This is a genomic window from Pelagibius sp. Alg239-R121 (assembly GCF_947331435.1).
Classification (GTDB): domain Bacteria; phylum Pseudomonadota; class Alphaproteobacteria; order Kiloniellales; family Kiloniellaceae; genus Denitrobaculum.
On the sequence record NZ_CAMZOF010000005.1, the window covers coordinates 25,987 to 41,354 of the forward strand.

Below are 15,368 nucleotides of genomic sequence, written 5' to 3' on the forward strand. Positions count from 1 at the left end.
TCTGGCTGATCGGGCGATTGGAATCCTAGAGACCTGTGGTTCCAGACGGACGATTCCTAGAACGCGAGTTTCTCTTAAGTCAATGGAACCGGCGTTGATGCAGTTTTGCATTGATGCTGCGAAAAACGACAGAGCTCTGGGGAGGGCATTTGATGACAGATGACGCAGGCAATCGCGAAGTGTCGCGCAACCACAAGGTCTTTATGGAAGGGCTTTATTGGTGGGGAATTCCCACGCTGTTCCGCTGCCCTTACGCCGAGACGCCCGATAACAGTGATATCGCATTGGTGGGCGTGCCTCACAGCACCGGGAACGGTACGACGGAGCGTGACCAGCACCTCGGGCCGCGCGCCGTCCGGGACATCTCGGCATTGGGACGGCGGGTCCATATGAAGTTTGAGATCGATCCCTGGCAGAGTTGTCGTATTCATGATCTGGGCGACGTGCCGCTGCCCGAAGGCAATAACAATGAACGGTCGATCGAGCACATTACGGAGTTTTACCGAGAGATCGATGCGGCCGGCGCTCGGCCCGTTTCCATCGGCGGCGACCACTCGATCACAGGCGGAATTCTCCAGGCGCTGGGCGGGGCAAATTCTAAACTTACGGGCGGTGAAAAGGCCTCCATTCTGCACTTCGATGCCCATACGGACACCTTCCAGCATATGGAGCATTTCCTGGGTGCCAAAAAATCCGCCGCACATTGGGCGGCATACCTCGTGCGCGAGGGCCATGTCGATGCATCGCGCAGCGTCCAGGTCGGTATTCGCGGCAATCCACGAACCTTAAACTGGCTGAAACCGAGTTATGACCTGGGTTACGAGGTTATTACGATGGACCGTTATGAAGAGATTGGCCAGGAAAGCTGTATCGACATCATTCGGAACCGGATCGGCGATCGTCCAGTCTACATTACCTTCGATCTGGATTGCCTGGATCCAACGGTCGCGCCTGGTGTGGCGAACATTGAAGCAGGTTCCACCGGTTTTACGGTTGCCCAGGCAATCCGGCTGATGCATGCAGTGCGTGGATTGAATGTCATTGGTGGAGACGTCGTCTGTCTCATGCCGACGAGGGACAGCCCGAATCGCATCACCTCGATGGTCGCGAATGCCGTCATGTTCGAAATGGTCTCTCTGATCGCAGACAGCCAGGCCAAAAAGCCATAAGCGGCTGGGAGCAAAATCTCGGCGTGAACCATTAAACTACTGCTTTGTAGCGGTTTGCTTTCCCATAGGAGAGTGAATCGTTACCTGGTGCCTGGAAAGCAACGGAGCTCGCCAGTCCGTGCAGCGCTTACTTGTCCGGTTTCTCGGACTTGCTGATCACCTCGAGCTGCTTTTGCAGCTCTTCGACCTTGGTTTTCAGATCGTCCAGTGATTCAGCAGCAGAGACATCGGCCTCGGCTTTGCTTTGAGGCGTTTCACCGGCGGCTTCGTCATCAGAAGGTGTAGCTGCGCCCGGAGGCGTCCACAGCTTCATGGCGTTTTCGAACATCGCCATGTTCTGCTTGCCCATTTCCTCGAGATTGCCGAAGGGGAATATACCCCCAAAGGTTTCCTGCATGGACTGGCGCAGCTTCTCCTGATTCGTGGCGAAGCCTTCCATCATGTGTTCGAGGTAGCGCGGTACCATCCACTGCATATTGTCGCCGTAAAATCCGATCAGCTGGCGCAGAAAGTTGATCGGCAGGAGGTTCTGCCCCTTGGCTTCTTCCTCAACGATAATCTGGGTCAGTACGGCACGTGTAATGTCGTCGCCGCTCTTGGCGTCGTAGACGACGAAATCGATGTCCTCTTGAACCATCTGGCAGAGGTGATCGAGAGTGACGTAGCTGCTCGTCGCCGTATTGTACAGCCGGCGATTAGCGTATTTCTTGATTGTAATCGGCCCATTCTCGCCGTTTGTCTTTTTCGCCGACACGTTATTGCCTTTCGTTTCGGCTCAACCGGTAAGCCCTGTCCAAGCAGTCAAACATCTGAGTTTTCTTTAAAGCTGCACTGCGATATTGCTGCGGCGCGATAAGGTCTGTCAATGTCTAGTAATTTAACCATAACCCGCGCATCGGATATCCAGAGTGCGATAGCTCTTGATGGAACCAGTTATGAGCGCGTGTTGCCCTTTGATTATATGAAAGCGAGACCGGTACGGCTTGTTCTCCGGATATTGAGAAAACGGATCGGTCTCTTGTCGATGTCGTGCATAGAATTGTCCCAGCGGCTGCAGCCGCTGCAATAGTGACATTTCATAGGCTGGCGCTTTATATTGCCGGCGGATGACAGAACCAACCGATATCGATGACTTGGCAAGACGCTTCCTTGACCTCTGGCAGGACCAGGCGCCGGGCCTTGCGATGGAGTTTTCAGATCAAGGCGGTTGGTTACAGGTTTTGAAGGACACAGGCTTTCCGGCCGATGATTCAGGATCGGTGCCGGCGCCTTGGGAGGCCTGGATGCGTTGGCAGGCTATGATGATCGCTGCGGCTGAGAAGGCTGCAGGACAAACCGGGTGTTCGGCCACGGCGGCCGAAGGGAGTCGAAAGAAGGATGAGCGCAGCAGAGAATCCTCATCGCCTGGGTCCACGACCGCTGCCCCTCCATCTGGCGACAGCCTACATGACATGGACGAGCTCTTGCGCCGGCTTGCCACTGTTGAAGAGCGGCTTACCGTTCTTGAGAGCCGGGGAGGCACGGCCGCAGCGCCCAAAAAGCGAAAGCCCGGCTAATTTTCAGCAGCTTCTGAACGAGATCGAAGCCCATGATCTCTCCGATTTCACACAATCTTTAACACAGGAGGTCCGCGGCCGCTTATCTGCATTCCTGGCGGGTATTGAGACTTACCGCGCTCATCCTTATCGTCGCGCACTCACCGATCCGCCAATCTGTTGGGAAGAGGGCTCAACCCGTTTACTCGACTTCGGTACGCTGCAGACGGGGAGCCGAGATACCGCCCGAGCCGGGAAGAAGGAAACAGCAATCCTGGTCGTGCCTTCGCTGGTCAACCGCTCCTATGTCCTAGATTTGACCGAACAGAGCAGCTTGATGAGATGGCTCTCGTCGCAGGGCTTCCGTCCTTATCTGCTCGACTGGGGAGCGCCGAACGAGATCGAGGAAAGCTTCTCCCTTACGAATTACATTGCAGGTTATCTGGACCGGGCGCTGGATCATGTGCTGACGCAGACTGGTGGCAGGCCGCCGGTGTTGATGGGATACTGCATGGGCGGACTCTTGGCGTTGGCCCTGGCGCAGCGCCGCGAAAAGGATCTGGCCGGTCTCGCGTTGCTGGCGACACCCTGGAATTTTCATACCGCAGGATCAGGTGTCTCGATTGACCAGATGGCGATGGTGAACAGTTCTTACCTGCCACTGGCATCTCAGCTCGGACATTTGCCGGTGGATGCTCTGCAGAGCCTCTTCACTATTCTCGAACCCATGGTGGTTCCGCGGAAATTCGTGACTTTTTCCAGACTCGATCCGGCTGGATTCGCAGCGCAGAAGTTTGTGGCCGTCGAAGACTGGATCAACGACGGCGTACCTTTGGCGGCACCGGTCGCACGCGAGTGTCTGGAGGGCTGGTACCAGCAAAATCGGCCAGGCACAAACACTTGGCAAATCGCCGGAAAAACAGTTGTTCCCGAAGAGCTTGAACTTCCTTGCCTTGCTGCTGTGCCGACGCAGGACAGGATAGTGCCGCCGGACTCGGCGCTTGCGCTGTGCACTGCACTAAAAAAGGTCGAGATACTGCGTCCATCCTCTGGGCATATTGGCATGATTGTCGGGCAGCAGGCTGTCGACGAGCTATGGCGGCCATTGGCGTGTTGGATGACTGCTTTGAGGCACTAGGCCGCGTCAAGAGAGCTTTCAGGGCGTCTTTATTGCCTTTGGCCCCAAGCATTACTTGCACCGGAGGGGCGGGCGTCGTTATATCTTAAAAAGTGTTTTGCAGTGCAGCTAAACCGCTTCTCGGCGGACCGGCTGACGTTGGATCGGATGCTTGGTCTCGGACCCTGATCTCAGGGTGACACATGACCGGGCGCCTACAAGGGAGGATCTCAGTATGACTGATGTGGTGATTGCGGGCGCGGCACGGACGCCTGTCGGTTCGTTCAACGGCGGACTTTCCGGTGTTCCGGCATCCTTTTTGGGGACGGTTGCGATCAAGGAAGCGATCAGCCGGGCGTCAATTGCCCCGGATGATGTGGATGAAGCGATTTTGGGCCAAATCCTTTCCGGCGGCGCCGGACAGAACCCGGCGCGTCAGGCCGCGGTCAATGCCGGTATCCCAGTCGAAAAGACCGCTTACCAGGTCAATCAGCTTTGTGGCTCCGGCCTTCGGACCGTTGCCCTTGGTTACCAGGCAATCAAGTGCGGCGATGCCGACATCGTGGTCGCAGGCGGTCAGGAGAGCATGAGCCAGGCACCGCATGTGGCGCATCTGCGCAATGGCCAGAAGATGGGCGACCTCAAGTTTGTCGACAGCATGATTCGCGATGGCCTCTGGTGTGCCTTCAACGGATATCACATGGGCAATACTGCCGAGAACGTCGCCAAGCAATGGCAGTTGACCCGGGATCAGCAGGATGCTTTCGCGGCTGCGTCGCAGCAGAAAGCGGAAGCGGCACAGAGTTCCGGCCGTTTCGACGATGAAATCGCACCAGTCACGATCTCGACCCGCAAGGGCGATATCGTTATCGACAAAGACGAGTATCCCAAACACGGCACGACCGCTGAGAGCCTGGGCAAACTGCGTCCCGCCTTTGACAAGGAAGGCACCGTGACCGCCGGTAATGCTTCGGGAATCAACGACGGTGCTGCAGCTGTCGTTCTTATGTCCTCTGACGAAGCTGCCAAGCGCGGCGTTACGCCGCTGGCACGCATCGTCTCCTGGGCAACCGAGGGTGTCGATCCTGCAATCATGGGCACCGGCCCGATCCCGTCGAGCCGCAAGGCTCTGGAGAAAGCCGGCTGGTCGGTCGACGATCTCGACCTGGTCGAAGCAAACGAAGCCTTTGCTGCTCAGGCCCTGGCGGTAAACAAGGATCTCGGTTGGGATACGGACAAGGTCAACGTCAATGGCGGCGCGATTGCAATCGGTCACCCGATCGGTGCTTCCGGCGCACGTGTCCTGGTCACACTGCTGCACGAGATGCAGAAGCGCGATGCCAAGAAGGGTCTCGCGACTCTTTGCATCGGTGGCGGCATGGGTATCGCCATGTGTGTTGAGCGCGACTGACCAAGCTTACTGTAGCATTCTAGCGGGTGCAGCATGAGCGCCCGCAGTGTGTATTTTGATGACGGGCCGCCCCTCTCGGGCGGTCCGTTTTTCGTTTGTGGCGCGAGCAACCAAAAATCAGCAGGAAACAGGCGTTTTTTTGGTAAATTTTCGGCTTCTCCGGTTGGATGAAACGGGAATACATGCTTTCATACAATCGATATCGTTTTTCCGCTTTGCGGAATTGTGCAGCGCAGTAATGAGGGGACGGAGATATGGCGCGTGTGGCGTTGGTGACGGGCGGAACTCGAGGTATCGGGGCAGCTATTGCGATCGGACTAAAAAAAGCCGGCTATTCGGTGGCCGCGACCTATGGCGGCAATGACGAAGCGGCCGCAAAGTTTAAAGAGGAACATGGCATTCCCGTATTTAAATGGGACGTGTCCGACTTCGACGCCTGCAAGGACGGTGTCGCGGCAGTCGAAGCGGAAGTCGGTCCCGTGGATGTGCTGGTCAACAATGCGGGTATCACCCGCGATACGACGCTGCATAAGATGACGCCTGAAAAGTGGAGCGCCGTCATCAGCACCAACTTGGATTCGCTGTTTAATATGACACGCAACGTGATCGAGGGCATGCGTGAGCGCGGCTTTGGCCGGGTGATCAGCATATCGTCGATTAACGGGCAGAAAGGCCAATTCGGTCAGGCAAACTATTCTGCTGCGAAGGCCGGCGTCGTCGGCTTCTCCAAGGCGGTAGCGCAAGAGAATGCTGCTAAGGGGATTACGGTTAACGTCGTGGCGCCAGGGTACATCGGGACGGAAATGGTCCGCGCTGTGCCGGAAGAAGTGTTGAACACCAAGATCATCCCACAGATCCCGGTCGGACGCCTGGGCGAGCCGGAAGAGATCGCAGACTGTGTCGCTTTCCTTGCGTCGGATAGCTCCGGATTCATTACCGGAGCGACTCTGACTGCTAACGGTGGGCAGTACATGGCTTGATCAGCCCTTAACAGGCTGAATTTGGCAAGAAAGAAGCGGTGTTGCAGGAAGAGCAGCGCCGCTTTTTTAAGAATATCCGCTTTGCCGTTAGTAGAACATCGCGAGCAACGTCGCCTGATCGGGCAACCCGGTTTCAGCAAGCCTGCCGGCCTGCTGATAGGCGCGTAAGGCATCTTCGGTCCGCTGATCGAAGAGGCCGTCCGGTTGGCCGGCATAGAGCCCGCTCTCGGCGAGTTTCTCCTGCGTACGGCGGAGTTGTTCCTGGTAGATCCGGATCCGTGTCGCGCCGACCCGTGCTTCGACCAGCGGAGATTTTGTCAGCAGCCTTTGTTCATTTAAGGACGAAACCATGGCCGCGACCGTCTTGACGAAACGCTGCTCAGGATTTTCCCGGCAATTACGTAAAATCACTCCGGCAAGCAGATCCGAGGATTGCCAGGGCGCGAGATCGTAGGTCTCGGGTGTCAGCTGATTCAGGGCGGTCAGATAGCCGTTGATCCAGCCGCCAAACTGGTAGAAGGCCGGCGCATTCTGTTGCCGCGCCTCGATGTAGGCACCGCAGTTCGCCAACCCTGCGCCTTTAACCGCAAAGTTTTGCGTATCGTCCGCCGCCCTGGGTACGCTGATCGGTGCAAACAGGAAAACGGCCAGCACCAAATTGCCCGCCCATTTGAAACCTCTGAAAATTGACATGCCGTTGCTGTCTCTACTGAGTTGTTGTCGGATGAGTTTCATCAACCCTGACAGTCTACTCTGATGATTGGAAATGAAGCGAGCGTGGAAAAACAACGACGGCGACCCAATTCTGGACCACCGCCGTTCTTTTGGAATTGTAGGGTTATTGCTGCTGGAGCTTTGTCTGCGCAAGATCACGCCGGCGCACCAAACCAAAGGCCACCAATCCGAACAGCATCAACGCCAGTGTGCCCGGTTCGGGGACGCTGGCGACGACCTGACCAAAACTGAATCGCGACACGATGGGATCGTGATCGCTGGCCTGATCGGCGAATTCCGTATTAATATGCAGGATATCTATTTCCGGCAACGCAAGGCCAAGCAGGTTGGCCGAGACGAAGAAGTGATCGAGCGCCTGTGAATTGCCCTGGAAATTGAAGGTGTATTGGTCGTCCAGATCAAGCAGGGTCAATAGGTCGGTAAGGACCTGAGACAGTAGCTCGAGCGGCAGTTCCCAGAGGAACTCGTTGAAGTCGCCTAACGCAATGATGTTTGCGTCGGGATCGGCGTTGAATACTTCCTGAATAAAGTCGAGCAAGACACCAACCTGTGCCGTCCGATTGTCGACACGACCGTTGGTCGAAGGCTGGGTGGTGCCGAACAGGGGTGTGCTGCCACCCTTTGAGGAAAGATGATTGTTGATGATGGTGACTTCTTCGCCGTTAAAAATGAATTTTGCAGCGAGGGATTTGCGGGTCGCGGTAAAAGCGTCGTCGCCGTCCGTGTCGAGTATCCGCTCGACGGAGGCCTCCGCCAGATCCACCCGGTCATCGTTGTAAAGGTAACCAACCCGGATGTTGCCACCGGGCTGTCCGCCATCCTGTCCGTCCTCAGGCGGGATTTCGACGTAGGTATAGGTTGGGCCACCGGCCGCTGCGATCGCGTCGATCAAGAGCTGGGCGGTCTCACTCGCAGAGGTCACGCCGTCGTTGGTCGGACCGGTATTGTCCTGAACTTCCTGGAGACCGACGATGTCGGGTGAAAGCAAATTGCTGACGATCTGACCGGCTATGTCGGCGAATCGCTGGTCGCCGTCGCCCGGATCCAGGTTTAGGACGTTATAACTTGCCACGGTAAGCTGGTCTTCTGTGCCGACCAGATTGGTGACTTCCCTGGTCAAACCGCCATCGGTGGGGGTGAATTCTTCAGTAGGTAGCAGTTCGTAGTTGCCAAAGCTGTAGCTGATGACCCCGGTCACGTCGCCCAATTTATCGCCGGTGTTCACGGTTGGTGAATTGCTTGGAAGCAGCCCATCATCGATCTGCAGGCGTTCCGGATTGGCATCATTTTCGTCCAGATTGATGCCGCCGCGGCTGTTCAGTCCGGGAGAGCCCTGGTTGGTCGCATTGGCACCCTGATTGGCGACGGTGGTGATTTCGCCGAAACGGTTCGTAGGTGAGACCGCCTGGGCGTCCTCGACCGTGACGATCATTCCCTCCAGGCTTTCGTAGAAATCGATGCCGTCGGTCGCCGGGTCGAAGGAGGAATTGAAGTCACCTGTCTCAATGGTCTCTGTGGGCGGTACCCGGCCGCTGCTGCCGATAATAGTGCTGGCAGGTAGGCTGTTGCCGCTGCTGCTCGTCGTGACCGACTGTAGCGAGGAAATCTGGGTGATCGAGGTGTTGCCCGATGCTGCGCCGCCCGGTGTGAATTCGGACACGGAACCTGTCACCTCGACATCGTCGCCGACTGCGACGCTCGGTGCGCCGCCGGTAAAGACAAAGACACCGTCAGAGGTCGCGTCGTTGCCGTCGCCATCCGGGTCTTGGACGTAGAAACCGTTGGATGCCAGGGCCGTCACGATACCGGTGGTTTTGACCGCTTCACCATCGAAAGCCGATACATGATTCTCACCCTGAATTTCGTAAATCTTGCGCTCGGCAACCGGGGGCGGCGCAGCATCTGGAAAGGTGCCGAGCTGATCGACGCTGTCTTGCGCGAAACCGGTCCATTCGGTGGCGGGGTCGAAGGCATTCGAGGTATCCGTGTCGCCGACCATCGTGTCGGCGTTACGGCGTAGAGTGTTGTTTTGCGTCGAGGTCAGGCCGGAGCCCCATTGGGTGCCTGGATCGACGCCGATCTGGCCGATGGAATCAATGATGGTCCCATTCTTGCGCAGAACAATTGCGTCGTCGCCATTGAAAAAACTGTTAGTCGGGGTCTGGTCAGCCTGTGACAGGATGGCGGCGTTGGCGTTGTTATCCGCGACGACGAAGACATCCATGCTTGCTACGTTGCCGTTGAGAGCGATCGTTGACCCAGGATTCGAATTTCCGTTGAAGTAGAACTGAACATCATAGAGCCCGGCATCCAGATCGATAGCGCTACCGGTTCCGTTGTAGATCTCCAGCGCCTTATTGTTCGAAGAGCCTTCGATGTATTCGGAGAAAAACAGATCCATGGGGACGGCATGTGCCGTCGTTTGCGACAGCAAAAGCGCGAACACCGATGTGGCTGCTGTCAGGTTTTTCCGGAAGCGGCGTAGCTTTGGTGTCTTTGTTCTGCATTTGGATCGAAGACTCTGATCGGAACGTGAGGACACGGCTCTCTCCCTGACAAATTATCGGCCTGCCGTGCGAGGTGTTCCTGGTTTCGGACTCCCGAACACCCAGGCTTCGCCAAAGCATGGCACGCCATTTTTCGCCGATATTCCCCCGAGAGAGCTTCCTCACCCAGTCGCATGCTAACGGCTTAATGAAACTTTGTGTAGTGGGATTGCGTGACGGTTGGGTTTCAGATTTCTGAAAAGATGGCAGGCAAAATACTATCGGCATTATATCTAGGCGACACGTGGTAGGTGTCTTTGCGAACTCTGAAGGGCCGCGCGGAAGATTGTGATCGACCAAGCCTTAGACAACCAGAGAGCCGCACCAATGGCTCGCCGGTTTCACTTCGCTCAGGCTGAAGGAACCGACTCTACGGGGCGTCTTGCTTTTCGGTTGCCATGGGTGCTGCGATCGCATCCTTCGATCAAAGCCGCCATCCAGCATCCGTGAATGGTCCTAACTGGGTTTCCAGTCGGGCGCAGCAAGCTCGAAGCCTTCAAATTCAAATGCCGGTGCGACGGTGCAGCCCACCAAGGTCCAATCACCGTAGGATTCGGCGCTCTGCCAGGCTTGAGCCGGGATGATGACTTGCGGTTTCTCGCCTGCAATCAGATCGTTACCCAGCCGTTCCGTCCTGGTCGAAGTGCCATCTTCCGAGATGCCCAAGTCCAAAGCGGCCCCGGCATACCAATGCCAGATTTCGACTGCATCGACCCGATGCCAATGGGATCGCTCGCCGGCGCCGAGAAGGTAATAGATTGCCGTCTGATCGCCACGCCCGCCATTTTCAGCGGCGTGGCGATAGGTTTCGATAAAGTGTCCGCCTTCAGGGTGGGGCAGGAGGCCCAGCTTTTTGATGATGTCCTCTGCGGTAACGGATTTGTTCATATCGCTGCCTTTCCTCTTCGCATTCAGGCCTCTGGCGGGCGTGTCTCCTGCATGGAGGGACGGGCACTGAAGGTTTCGTACCAGACAGTCAGTGCCGGTCGGCCATCGCGCCAGTTGTCGGCAGCGAAGCGGAGATCCAGATACCCGAGTGCACAGCCGACGGTGATGATCCCGATGGAGGGGCGGTCGTCCAGGGCAATGGTTGGAAGACTGCCGTCGGTGACCATCTGCTCAAATAGGTCAAGCGTGCGGCTGACCTTGGCACGCATGCGTTTGTGGTGACCGTTCCACTGAAACTCCTCCGGCCGGAGTCGAATTTCAGACATGCGGGACAAAGACGCGTCCAGCAGGCCGTCTGCCAGCGCCTCTAGGTTCAGATCTTCAAATCGCGATTTTCCTGATTCCGGTGAAAACTTCGCACCGTCGTGCAGACTATCGAGGTATTGGCAGATGACCGGCGAATCACAGATGGCCATACCGTCATCTGTGATCAGGACCGGTACCGTGCTGAGTGGATTGATGCTGCGGAGATCTGATCCCTGTTCGTAGGGATTGGTGTCGATCAGTTCGATTCGATCGGTCAGACCGGCTTCATGGGCGAGAACGCGTGCTTTTCGGGCATAAGGCGAGGTGGCGGCGTGACGCAGCTGCATAGCGCGGGAATCTCCAGTGATAGAATGTTGGTGAACACGGTCCGTGCGTTCGGCCAGTAGATTAAGCGACCTGAGCAGGCATGCAATTCAAAACGATGGCTTTTGCAGGGATGGATCGCGGCTATAGCATTTTTTGTAACTGTGCTATCGTTCCGGCCTTATGTGGACGGATGTTGTTGATTTACGAGAGTTTTACGAGTCCAAGGTCGGGCAGGTCGCGCGGCATATGGTGCGGCGTGGCGTGCGTTCGATGTGGCCGGATTTGCACGGACAGAGTCTGTTGGGATTAGGTTATTCGACGCCCTATCTGCGGGTATTCAAGGAGGAATGCGAGCGGCTGATCGCTTTCATGCCGGCATCGCAGGGTGTGCATCATTGGCCGCCCGAAGGCCCTTGCGTTGTATCACTGGTTGACGAAACGGAACTGCCTCTGCCCGACTACTCGGTGGACCGAGTCCTCTTGGTTCATGGCGTCGAGAGTACAGAGTATTTGCGCGATATGCTGCACGAAGTATGGCGGGTTCTGACCGGCGAAGGGCGCCTGCTTGTCGTGGCGCCCAACCGGCGCGGTATCTGGGCGCGTAGCGACCGTACGCCTCTGGGTTGGGGGCATCCCTACAGTCAGGCACAACTATCGCGGCTGTTACGGCAGAATCTCTTCATGCCGATGCGCAGCGGTCGTGCACTCTACGTTCCGCCAACGCGCTCCAACACTTTGCTTCGTTCAGCGCCGGCATGGGAGCGGATGGGCGGCCGTTTTTTTCCGACCTTCTCAGGTGTTGTGATGATCGAAGCGGGAAAGCAGCTCTATGCGGCCAGCCCGGCACGGCAACGCCCAAAAGTTCGCCGCCCACGCGTCGTTTCGATTCCTCAAGTAGCCCGGCGCGACCACAGTTAAAGGCATGACTGCTGGAGGTTCCGAGGTTGGCCCCCTAACCTCGGCCTTAGGGTCATGTGATCCTCTGCCCGCTGTCACCCGGCCCAATCTGGTGAGAAAATTGATTTACTTCAACTTGTTAGATGGAAATCACTTCCGAAGACACTAAAATACAGTCTGGTCGTTTTTAGCTATATCAGTGAAAATCGATGAGAGTTCAGGAGGGCGTGCGCAGCTATTGGCTCAAACGCCATCCTGTCAACGCTTTCCTGCGCGATGTTTCCTTTGCTTTTGTGCAGTGCTGCGACTATTTCTTTTGGCTCGCCAGTCGCTTCGACAATAGGTCCCATGTCAGATACAGAAGATACTCTGGGCAAGCTTCGTGCTCAAATCGATGAAATCGATACGGAACTCCACGATCTGCTGATCCGCCGTACGGAAATCGCTCAGCAGGTTGGGAAGGCCAAGGGCAAGGGGGCCGTGTACCTGCGGCCCGGCCGTGAAGCTCAGGTTTTGAGGCGTCTTGTTGCTCGACACAGGGGTATTTTGCCCAAAGCAGCGGTTATTCGGGTCTGGCGGGAGATTTTTTCTAGCGCGACGACTCTGCAGGGTGATTTGAGCATTGCGGTCTATGCCCCCGAACACGATCCTGAGCTCTACACTCTGGCACGCGATCATTTTGGCGCACTGACGCCTATTTCGAGTTACGGTACGGTCTCCGGTGTCATGCGTGCCGTATCCGACCGGCGGGCGACGGCCGGTGTTTTGCCTGTCCCGCAGTCCGAAGACAGCGAGAACTGGTGGCGCCATCTGGCGCGCGATTTTGAAGATTCTCCTCGTATTACGGCTAAACTCCCCTTCACCAAGACCGACGCTTCCAGCCGGAATCGGGTCGAGGCACTAACCATCAGCTTCGTGCCTCAAGAAGATACCGGTGATGACCGAAGCTACATCATCGTTGAGACCGCGGAAGAGATGTCTCGGAGCGGCATGCGGACGCTTTTCGCGAATGTCGGGATGGAAACTGCTGACGTGCAGACTCCAGACCGTGAGCCGGGCTCGCCGATGCATCTGGTCGAGGTGGTTGGATATGTGGCCCCGGACGATTCCCGCCTGGTAGCCTTGAAGGAAGAAAATGAACGCAAGATCGCCTGGGTCTGGGCGGCCGGTGGCTATGCCGTTCCCTTGGATCTTGGTGCGGATAACGGGGGTGCCACAGCATCGCTGAAGAGCGAAACTGAAATTCTGAAGGCTCCAGCCGCGGACAGCGATGCTGCTGCGGAACCTAGCCAATCTGCGTGACCGAAAAGCCGATGACTTCTCCATTAAAGCCTCGCCCAGGAATTCTGGATATTGCGCCTTATGTCGGCGGCGACGCCTCTGCAGAGGGTGTGAACCGGATAATACGCCTGGCTTCGAATGAAAATCCGCTCGGGCCGAGCCCAAAGGCCATTGAAGCCTATAAGGATCTTCAAGGTGAACTGCATCGCTACCCTGATGGTGGCTCGAACGATCTGAGGACGGCGATCGCCACGAGCGAAGGCCTGGACCAGGACCGAATCGTGTGTGGAGCAGGATCGGACGAGCTCATTTCCCTCCTGGTGCGTGCCTACGCCGGACCGGGCGACGAGGTGCTCTATAGCGAGCACGGGTTCCTCATGTACCCGATTTCGGCCAAGGCGGTCGGAGCGACGCCGGTGGCTTCACCGGAACATAATTTAACGACCGACGTCGATGAGATTCTTGCCCAGACGACGTCCCGGACAAAACTGGTCTTCGTGGCCAATCCGAACAATCCCACCGGGACCTATATCTCAGCCGATGAGTTGCGCCGTCTGCGGCGAGGACTGCCGGAATCGGTACTGCTGGTGATAGATGCGGCCTATGCCGAGTATGTCGCGGCCGACGACTACAGCGCGGGTGCGGAATTGGTTGGTGAATCGCAGAATGTCGTCATGACGCGGACCTTCTCCAAGATTCACGGGCTTGCATCCCTGCGTCTAGGCTGGGCCTATTGTCCGCTGGCTGTCGTCGATGTCCTCAACCGGCTGCGTGGACCCTTCAACGTTAGCCTGGCTGCACAAGCGGCGGGTGTGGCCGCAATCGAAGACAAGTCCTACGTCGAATACTCGCGAAAACACAATGCGAAGTGGCTGGCATGGTTCAATGAAGAGGTGGCCAAATTGGGTGCCGAACCGGGGGACTGTGTGGGTAATTTTTCCCTGGTGCGCTTCCCCGGACCCGAAGAAAAGTCCGCTGCCGCGGCGTTATCCTACCTGAAGACCCGTGGTATCCTGGTGCGGGGTATGGGTGGGTACGGATTACCGGATTATCTCCGGTTTACAATTGGGACCGAAGACGAGACCAGAAGCGTCGTTGAGGCGCTGGACAAGTTCCTGTCCTGATACGTTCTTAAACGAAATTGATTTTTTGAGTGAGTTTTTTTCACCCGATCCGGTTTTTCGGGGCGGAAGAATAAATTGTGTAACCGAACTCGCGAAACGCAGGCTGCTAAAATGGTTGGTCAATCGAACAGTGAATTCCTTTTCGAAAAGGTGACCCTTATCGGTGTCGGCCTGATCGGTTCTTCTCTGGCGCGGGCTTTTCGGAGCCGTAACATCGTCAAACAGATCGCTGTTGCGGCGCGTTCCCAATCGACGCTCGACCGGGTAGCGGAACTCGGCCTTGCAGATAGCGTTCACAGTGATCTTGCAGAGGCGGTCGAGGGCGCGGATCTCGTTATTCTTTGTTCGCCGGTCGGAGCGTACGACGGAATAGCTTCGGTGATCGGACCACATCTGAAGGCAGGTGTTGTCGTTACCGACGTGGGTTCGGTTAAGCAGGCGGTGATCCGGGACGTCGATCAATATCTGCCCGATGGGGTTCATTTCGTTCCAGGGCATCCCATCGCAGGTACCGAAAAGTCAGGGCCGGACGCCGGCTTTGCAGAGCTCTTCGACGGACGCTGGTGCATTCTGACCCCGCCGCCCGGCGCCGACCATCGCGCGGTCGAGGCGGTCAGTGAGCTCTGGCGCCGCTGTGGCAGTATGGTCGAGCTCATGGAGCCCGCCCACCACGACAAGGTTTTGGCGATCACGTCGCATTTGCCTCACCTGATTGCCTATACGATTGTCGGAACGGCAACCGACCTTGAGGCCAGTGAACGCGCCGAAGTGATCAAGTTTTCCGCGGGCGGCTTTCGCGACTTTACCCGGATTGCCGGTTCCGATCCGGTGATGTGGCGTGACGTGTTTCTCAACAACCGCGAAGCGGTGCTGGAAATGCTACAGCGTTTCAGCGAAGACATTACGGCATTGCAGAGGGCGATCCGCTGGGGCGAAGGGGATACCCTTGAAGCGTTATTCCTGCGGACACGTGAAATCCGCCAGGGCGTCGTCGAGGCCCATCAGGCGGGCAGCTTCGATCCTAGAGAGCCGAAGGCTGACGATTAAAGGCC

Annotated in this window: 13 protein-coding genes; 8 read left to right on the plus strand and 5 right to left on the minus strand. The window is 56.9% G+C overall.

Going from position 1 to position 15,368, the window contains the following annotated elements; all coding sequences use genetic code 11:
- The first annotated feature begins 152 nt into the window (after window positions 1–152).
- Window positions 153–1,169: an arginase family protein gene (locus QMZ18_RS16475; protein ID WP_282607419.1), complete on the plus strand. Its 1,017-nt coding sequence runs from the start codon at window positions 153–155 to the stop codon at window positions 1,167–1,169.
- Window positions 1,170–1,296: 127 nt separating this feature from the next.
- On the opposite strand, the gene phaR is transcribed toward QMZ18_RS16475, so the two are convergent.
- Window positions 1,297–1,923, minus strand: a complete 627-nt coding sequence (gene phaR, locus QMZ18_RS16480; RefSeq protein ID WP_282607420.1) for a polyhydroxyalkanoate synthesis repressor PhaR — start codon at window positions 1,921–1,923, stop codon at window positions 1,297–1,299.
- Between the two features lie 623 nt (window positions 1,924–2,546).
- Here phaR and QMZ18_RS16485 point away from each other — a divergent pair.
- From QMZ18_RS16485 to QMZ18_RS16495, 3 genes are all read left to right on the plus strand, one after another.
- Window positions 2,547–3,842: an alpha/beta fold hydrolase gene (locus QMZ18_RS16485; RefSeq protein WP_282607421.1), complete on the plus strand. Its 1,296-nt coding sequence runs from the start codon at window positions 2,547–2,549 to the stop codon at window positions 3,840–3,842.
- A gap of 214 nt (window positions 3,843–4,056) precedes the next feature.
- On the plus strand, window positions 4,057–5,232 hold the full coding sequence (locus tag QMZ18_RS16490) for an acetyl-CoA C-acetyltransferase (RefSeq protein ID WP_282607422.1): 1,176 nt from the start codon (window positions 4,057–4,059) through the stop codon (window positions 5,230–5,232).
- A 254-nt stretch (window positions 5,233–5,486) separates the two neighbouring features.
- Window positions 5,487–6,212 (plus strand): beta-ketoacyl-ACP reductase, encoded by a 726-nt coding sequence (locus QMZ18_RS16495; protein ID WP_282607423.1) that lies wholly within the window; start codon window positions 5,487–5,489, stop codon window positions 6,210–6,212.
- An 87-nt stretch (window positions 6,213–6,299) separates the two neighbouring features.
- Here the strand turns inward: QMZ18_RS16495 and QMZ18_RS16500 are convergent, their stop codons facing one another.
- The 4 genes from QMZ18_RS16500 to QMZ18_RS16515 form a co-directional block, all read right to left on the minus strand.
- The gene (locus QMZ18_RS16500) at window positions 6,300–6,905 is read right to left on the minus strand and encodes a peptidoglycan-binding domain-containing protein (protein WP_282607424.1); all 606 of its coding nucleotides are present in this window, start codon (window positions 6,903–6,905) and stop codon (window positions 6,300–6,302) included.
- Window positions 6,906–7,050: 145 nt separating this feature from the next.
- Entirely contained in the window at window positions 7,051–9,489 is a 2,439-nt protein-coding gene (locus QMZ18_RS16505) for an endonuclease/exonuclease/phosphatase family protein (protein WP_282607425.1), read from the minus strand.
- 460 nt (window positions 9,490–9,949) lie between these two features.
- Window positions 9,950–10,381 carry a cupin domain-containing protein gene (locus QMZ18_RS16510; protein ID WP_282607426.1) on the minus strand — a complete coding sequence of 144 codons (432 nt, stop codon included), beginning with the start codon at window positions 10,379–10,381 and terminating at the stop codon, window positions 9,950–9,952.
- 23 nt (window positions 10,382–10,404) lie between these two features.
- Window positions 10,405–11,034 carry a glutathione S-transferase N-terminal domain-containing protein gene (locus QMZ18_RS16515; RefSeq protein WP_282607427.1) on the minus strand — a complete coding sequence of 210 codons (630 nt, stop codon included), beginning with the start codon at window positions 11,032–11,034 and terminating at the stop codon, window positions 10,405–10,407.
- Between the two features lie 160 nt (window positions 11,035–11,194).
- Between QMZ18_RS16515 and QMZ18_RS16520 the strand changes: the two genes are divergently transcribed.
- The 4 genes from QMZ18_RS16520 (at window position 11,195) to QMZ18_RS16535 (ending at window position 15,363) form a co-directional block, all read left to right on the plus strand.
- Window positions 11,195–11,932 carry a class I SAM-dependent methyltransferase gene (locus tag QMZ18_RS16520; protein ID WP_282607428.1) on the plus strand — a complete coding sequence of 246 codons (738 nt, stop codon included), beginning with the start codon at window positions 11,195–11,197 and terminating at the stop codon, window positions 11,930–11,932.
- A 327-nt stretch (window positions 11,933–12,259) separates the two neighbouring features.
- A complete protein-coding gene (pheA, locus tag QMZ18_RS16525; RefSeq protein WP_282607429.1) occupies window positions 12,260–13,213 on the plus strand; it encodes a chorismate mutase in 954 nt (317 codons plus the stop codon).
- Window positions 13,214–13,224: 11 nt separating this feature from the next.
- A complete protein-coding gene (hisC, locus tag QMZ18_RS16530) occupies window positions 13,225–14,316 on the plus strand; it encodes a histidinol-phosphate transaminase (protein WP_282607430.1) in 1,092 nt (363 codons plus the stop codon).
- A 111-nt stretch (window positions 14,317–14,427) separates the two neighbouring features.
- On the plus strand, window positions 14,428–15,363 hold the full coding sequence (locus QMZ18_RS16535; RefSeq protein WP_282607431.1) for a prephenate/arogenate dehydrogenase family protein: 936 nt from the start codon (window positions 14,428–14,430) through the stop codon (window positions 15,361–15,363).
- The last annotated feature ends 5 nt before the right edge of the window (window positions 15,364–15,368 follow it).

What these genes read in the sequence shown, in the direction of transcription:
- QMZ18_RS16520 (WP_282607428.1), top strand. Translation starts at nt 11,195, where the DNA reads ATGTGGACGGATGTTGTTGATTTACGAGAGTTTTACGAGTCCAAGGTC.
- hisC (WP_282607430.1), top strand. Translation starts at nt 13,225, where the DNA reads ATGACTTCTCCATTAAAGCCTCGCCCAGGAATTCTGGATATTGCGCCT.
- QMZ18_RS16500 (WP_282607424.1), bottom strand. Translation starts at nt 6,905, where the DNA reads ATGTCAATTTTCAGAGGTTTCAAATGGGCGGGCAATTTGGTGCTGGCC.
- QMZ18_RS16485 (WP_282607421.1), top strand. Translation starts at nt 2,547, where the DNA reads ATGAGCGCAGCAGAGAATCCTCATCGCCTGGGTCCACGACCGCTGCCC.
- QMZ18_RS16490 (WP_282607422.1), top strand. Translation starts at nt 4,057, where the DNA reads ATGACTGATGTGGTGATTGCGGGCGCGGCACGGACGCCTGTCGGTTCG.
- QMZ18_RS16515 (WP_282607427.1), bottom strand. Translation starts at nt 11,034, where the DNA reads ATGCAGCTGCGTCACGCCGCCACCTCGCCTTATGCCCGAAAAGCACGC.
- QMZ18_RS16510 (WP_282607426.1), bottom strand. Translation starts at nt 10,381, where the DNA reads ATGAACAAATCCGTTACCGCAGAGGACATCATCAAAAAGCTGGGCCTC.
- pheA (WP_282607429.1), top strand. Translation starts at nt 12,260, where the DNA reads ATGTCAGATACAGAAGATACTCTGGGCAAGCTTCGTGCTCAAATCGAT.
- QMZ18_RS16475 (WP_282607419.1), top strand. Translation starts at nt 153, where the DNA reads ATGACAGATGACGCAGGCAATCGCGAAGTGTCGCGCAACCACAAGGTC.
- QMZ18_RS16495 (WP_282607423.1), top strand. Translation starts at nt 5,487, where the DNA reads ATGGCGCGTGTGGCGTTGGTGACGGGCGGAACTCGAGGTATCGGGGCA.
- QMZ18_RS16535 (WP_282607431.1), top strand. Translation starts at nt 14,428, where the DNA reads ATGGTTGGTCAATCGAACAGTGAATTCCTTTTCGAAAAGGTGACCCTT.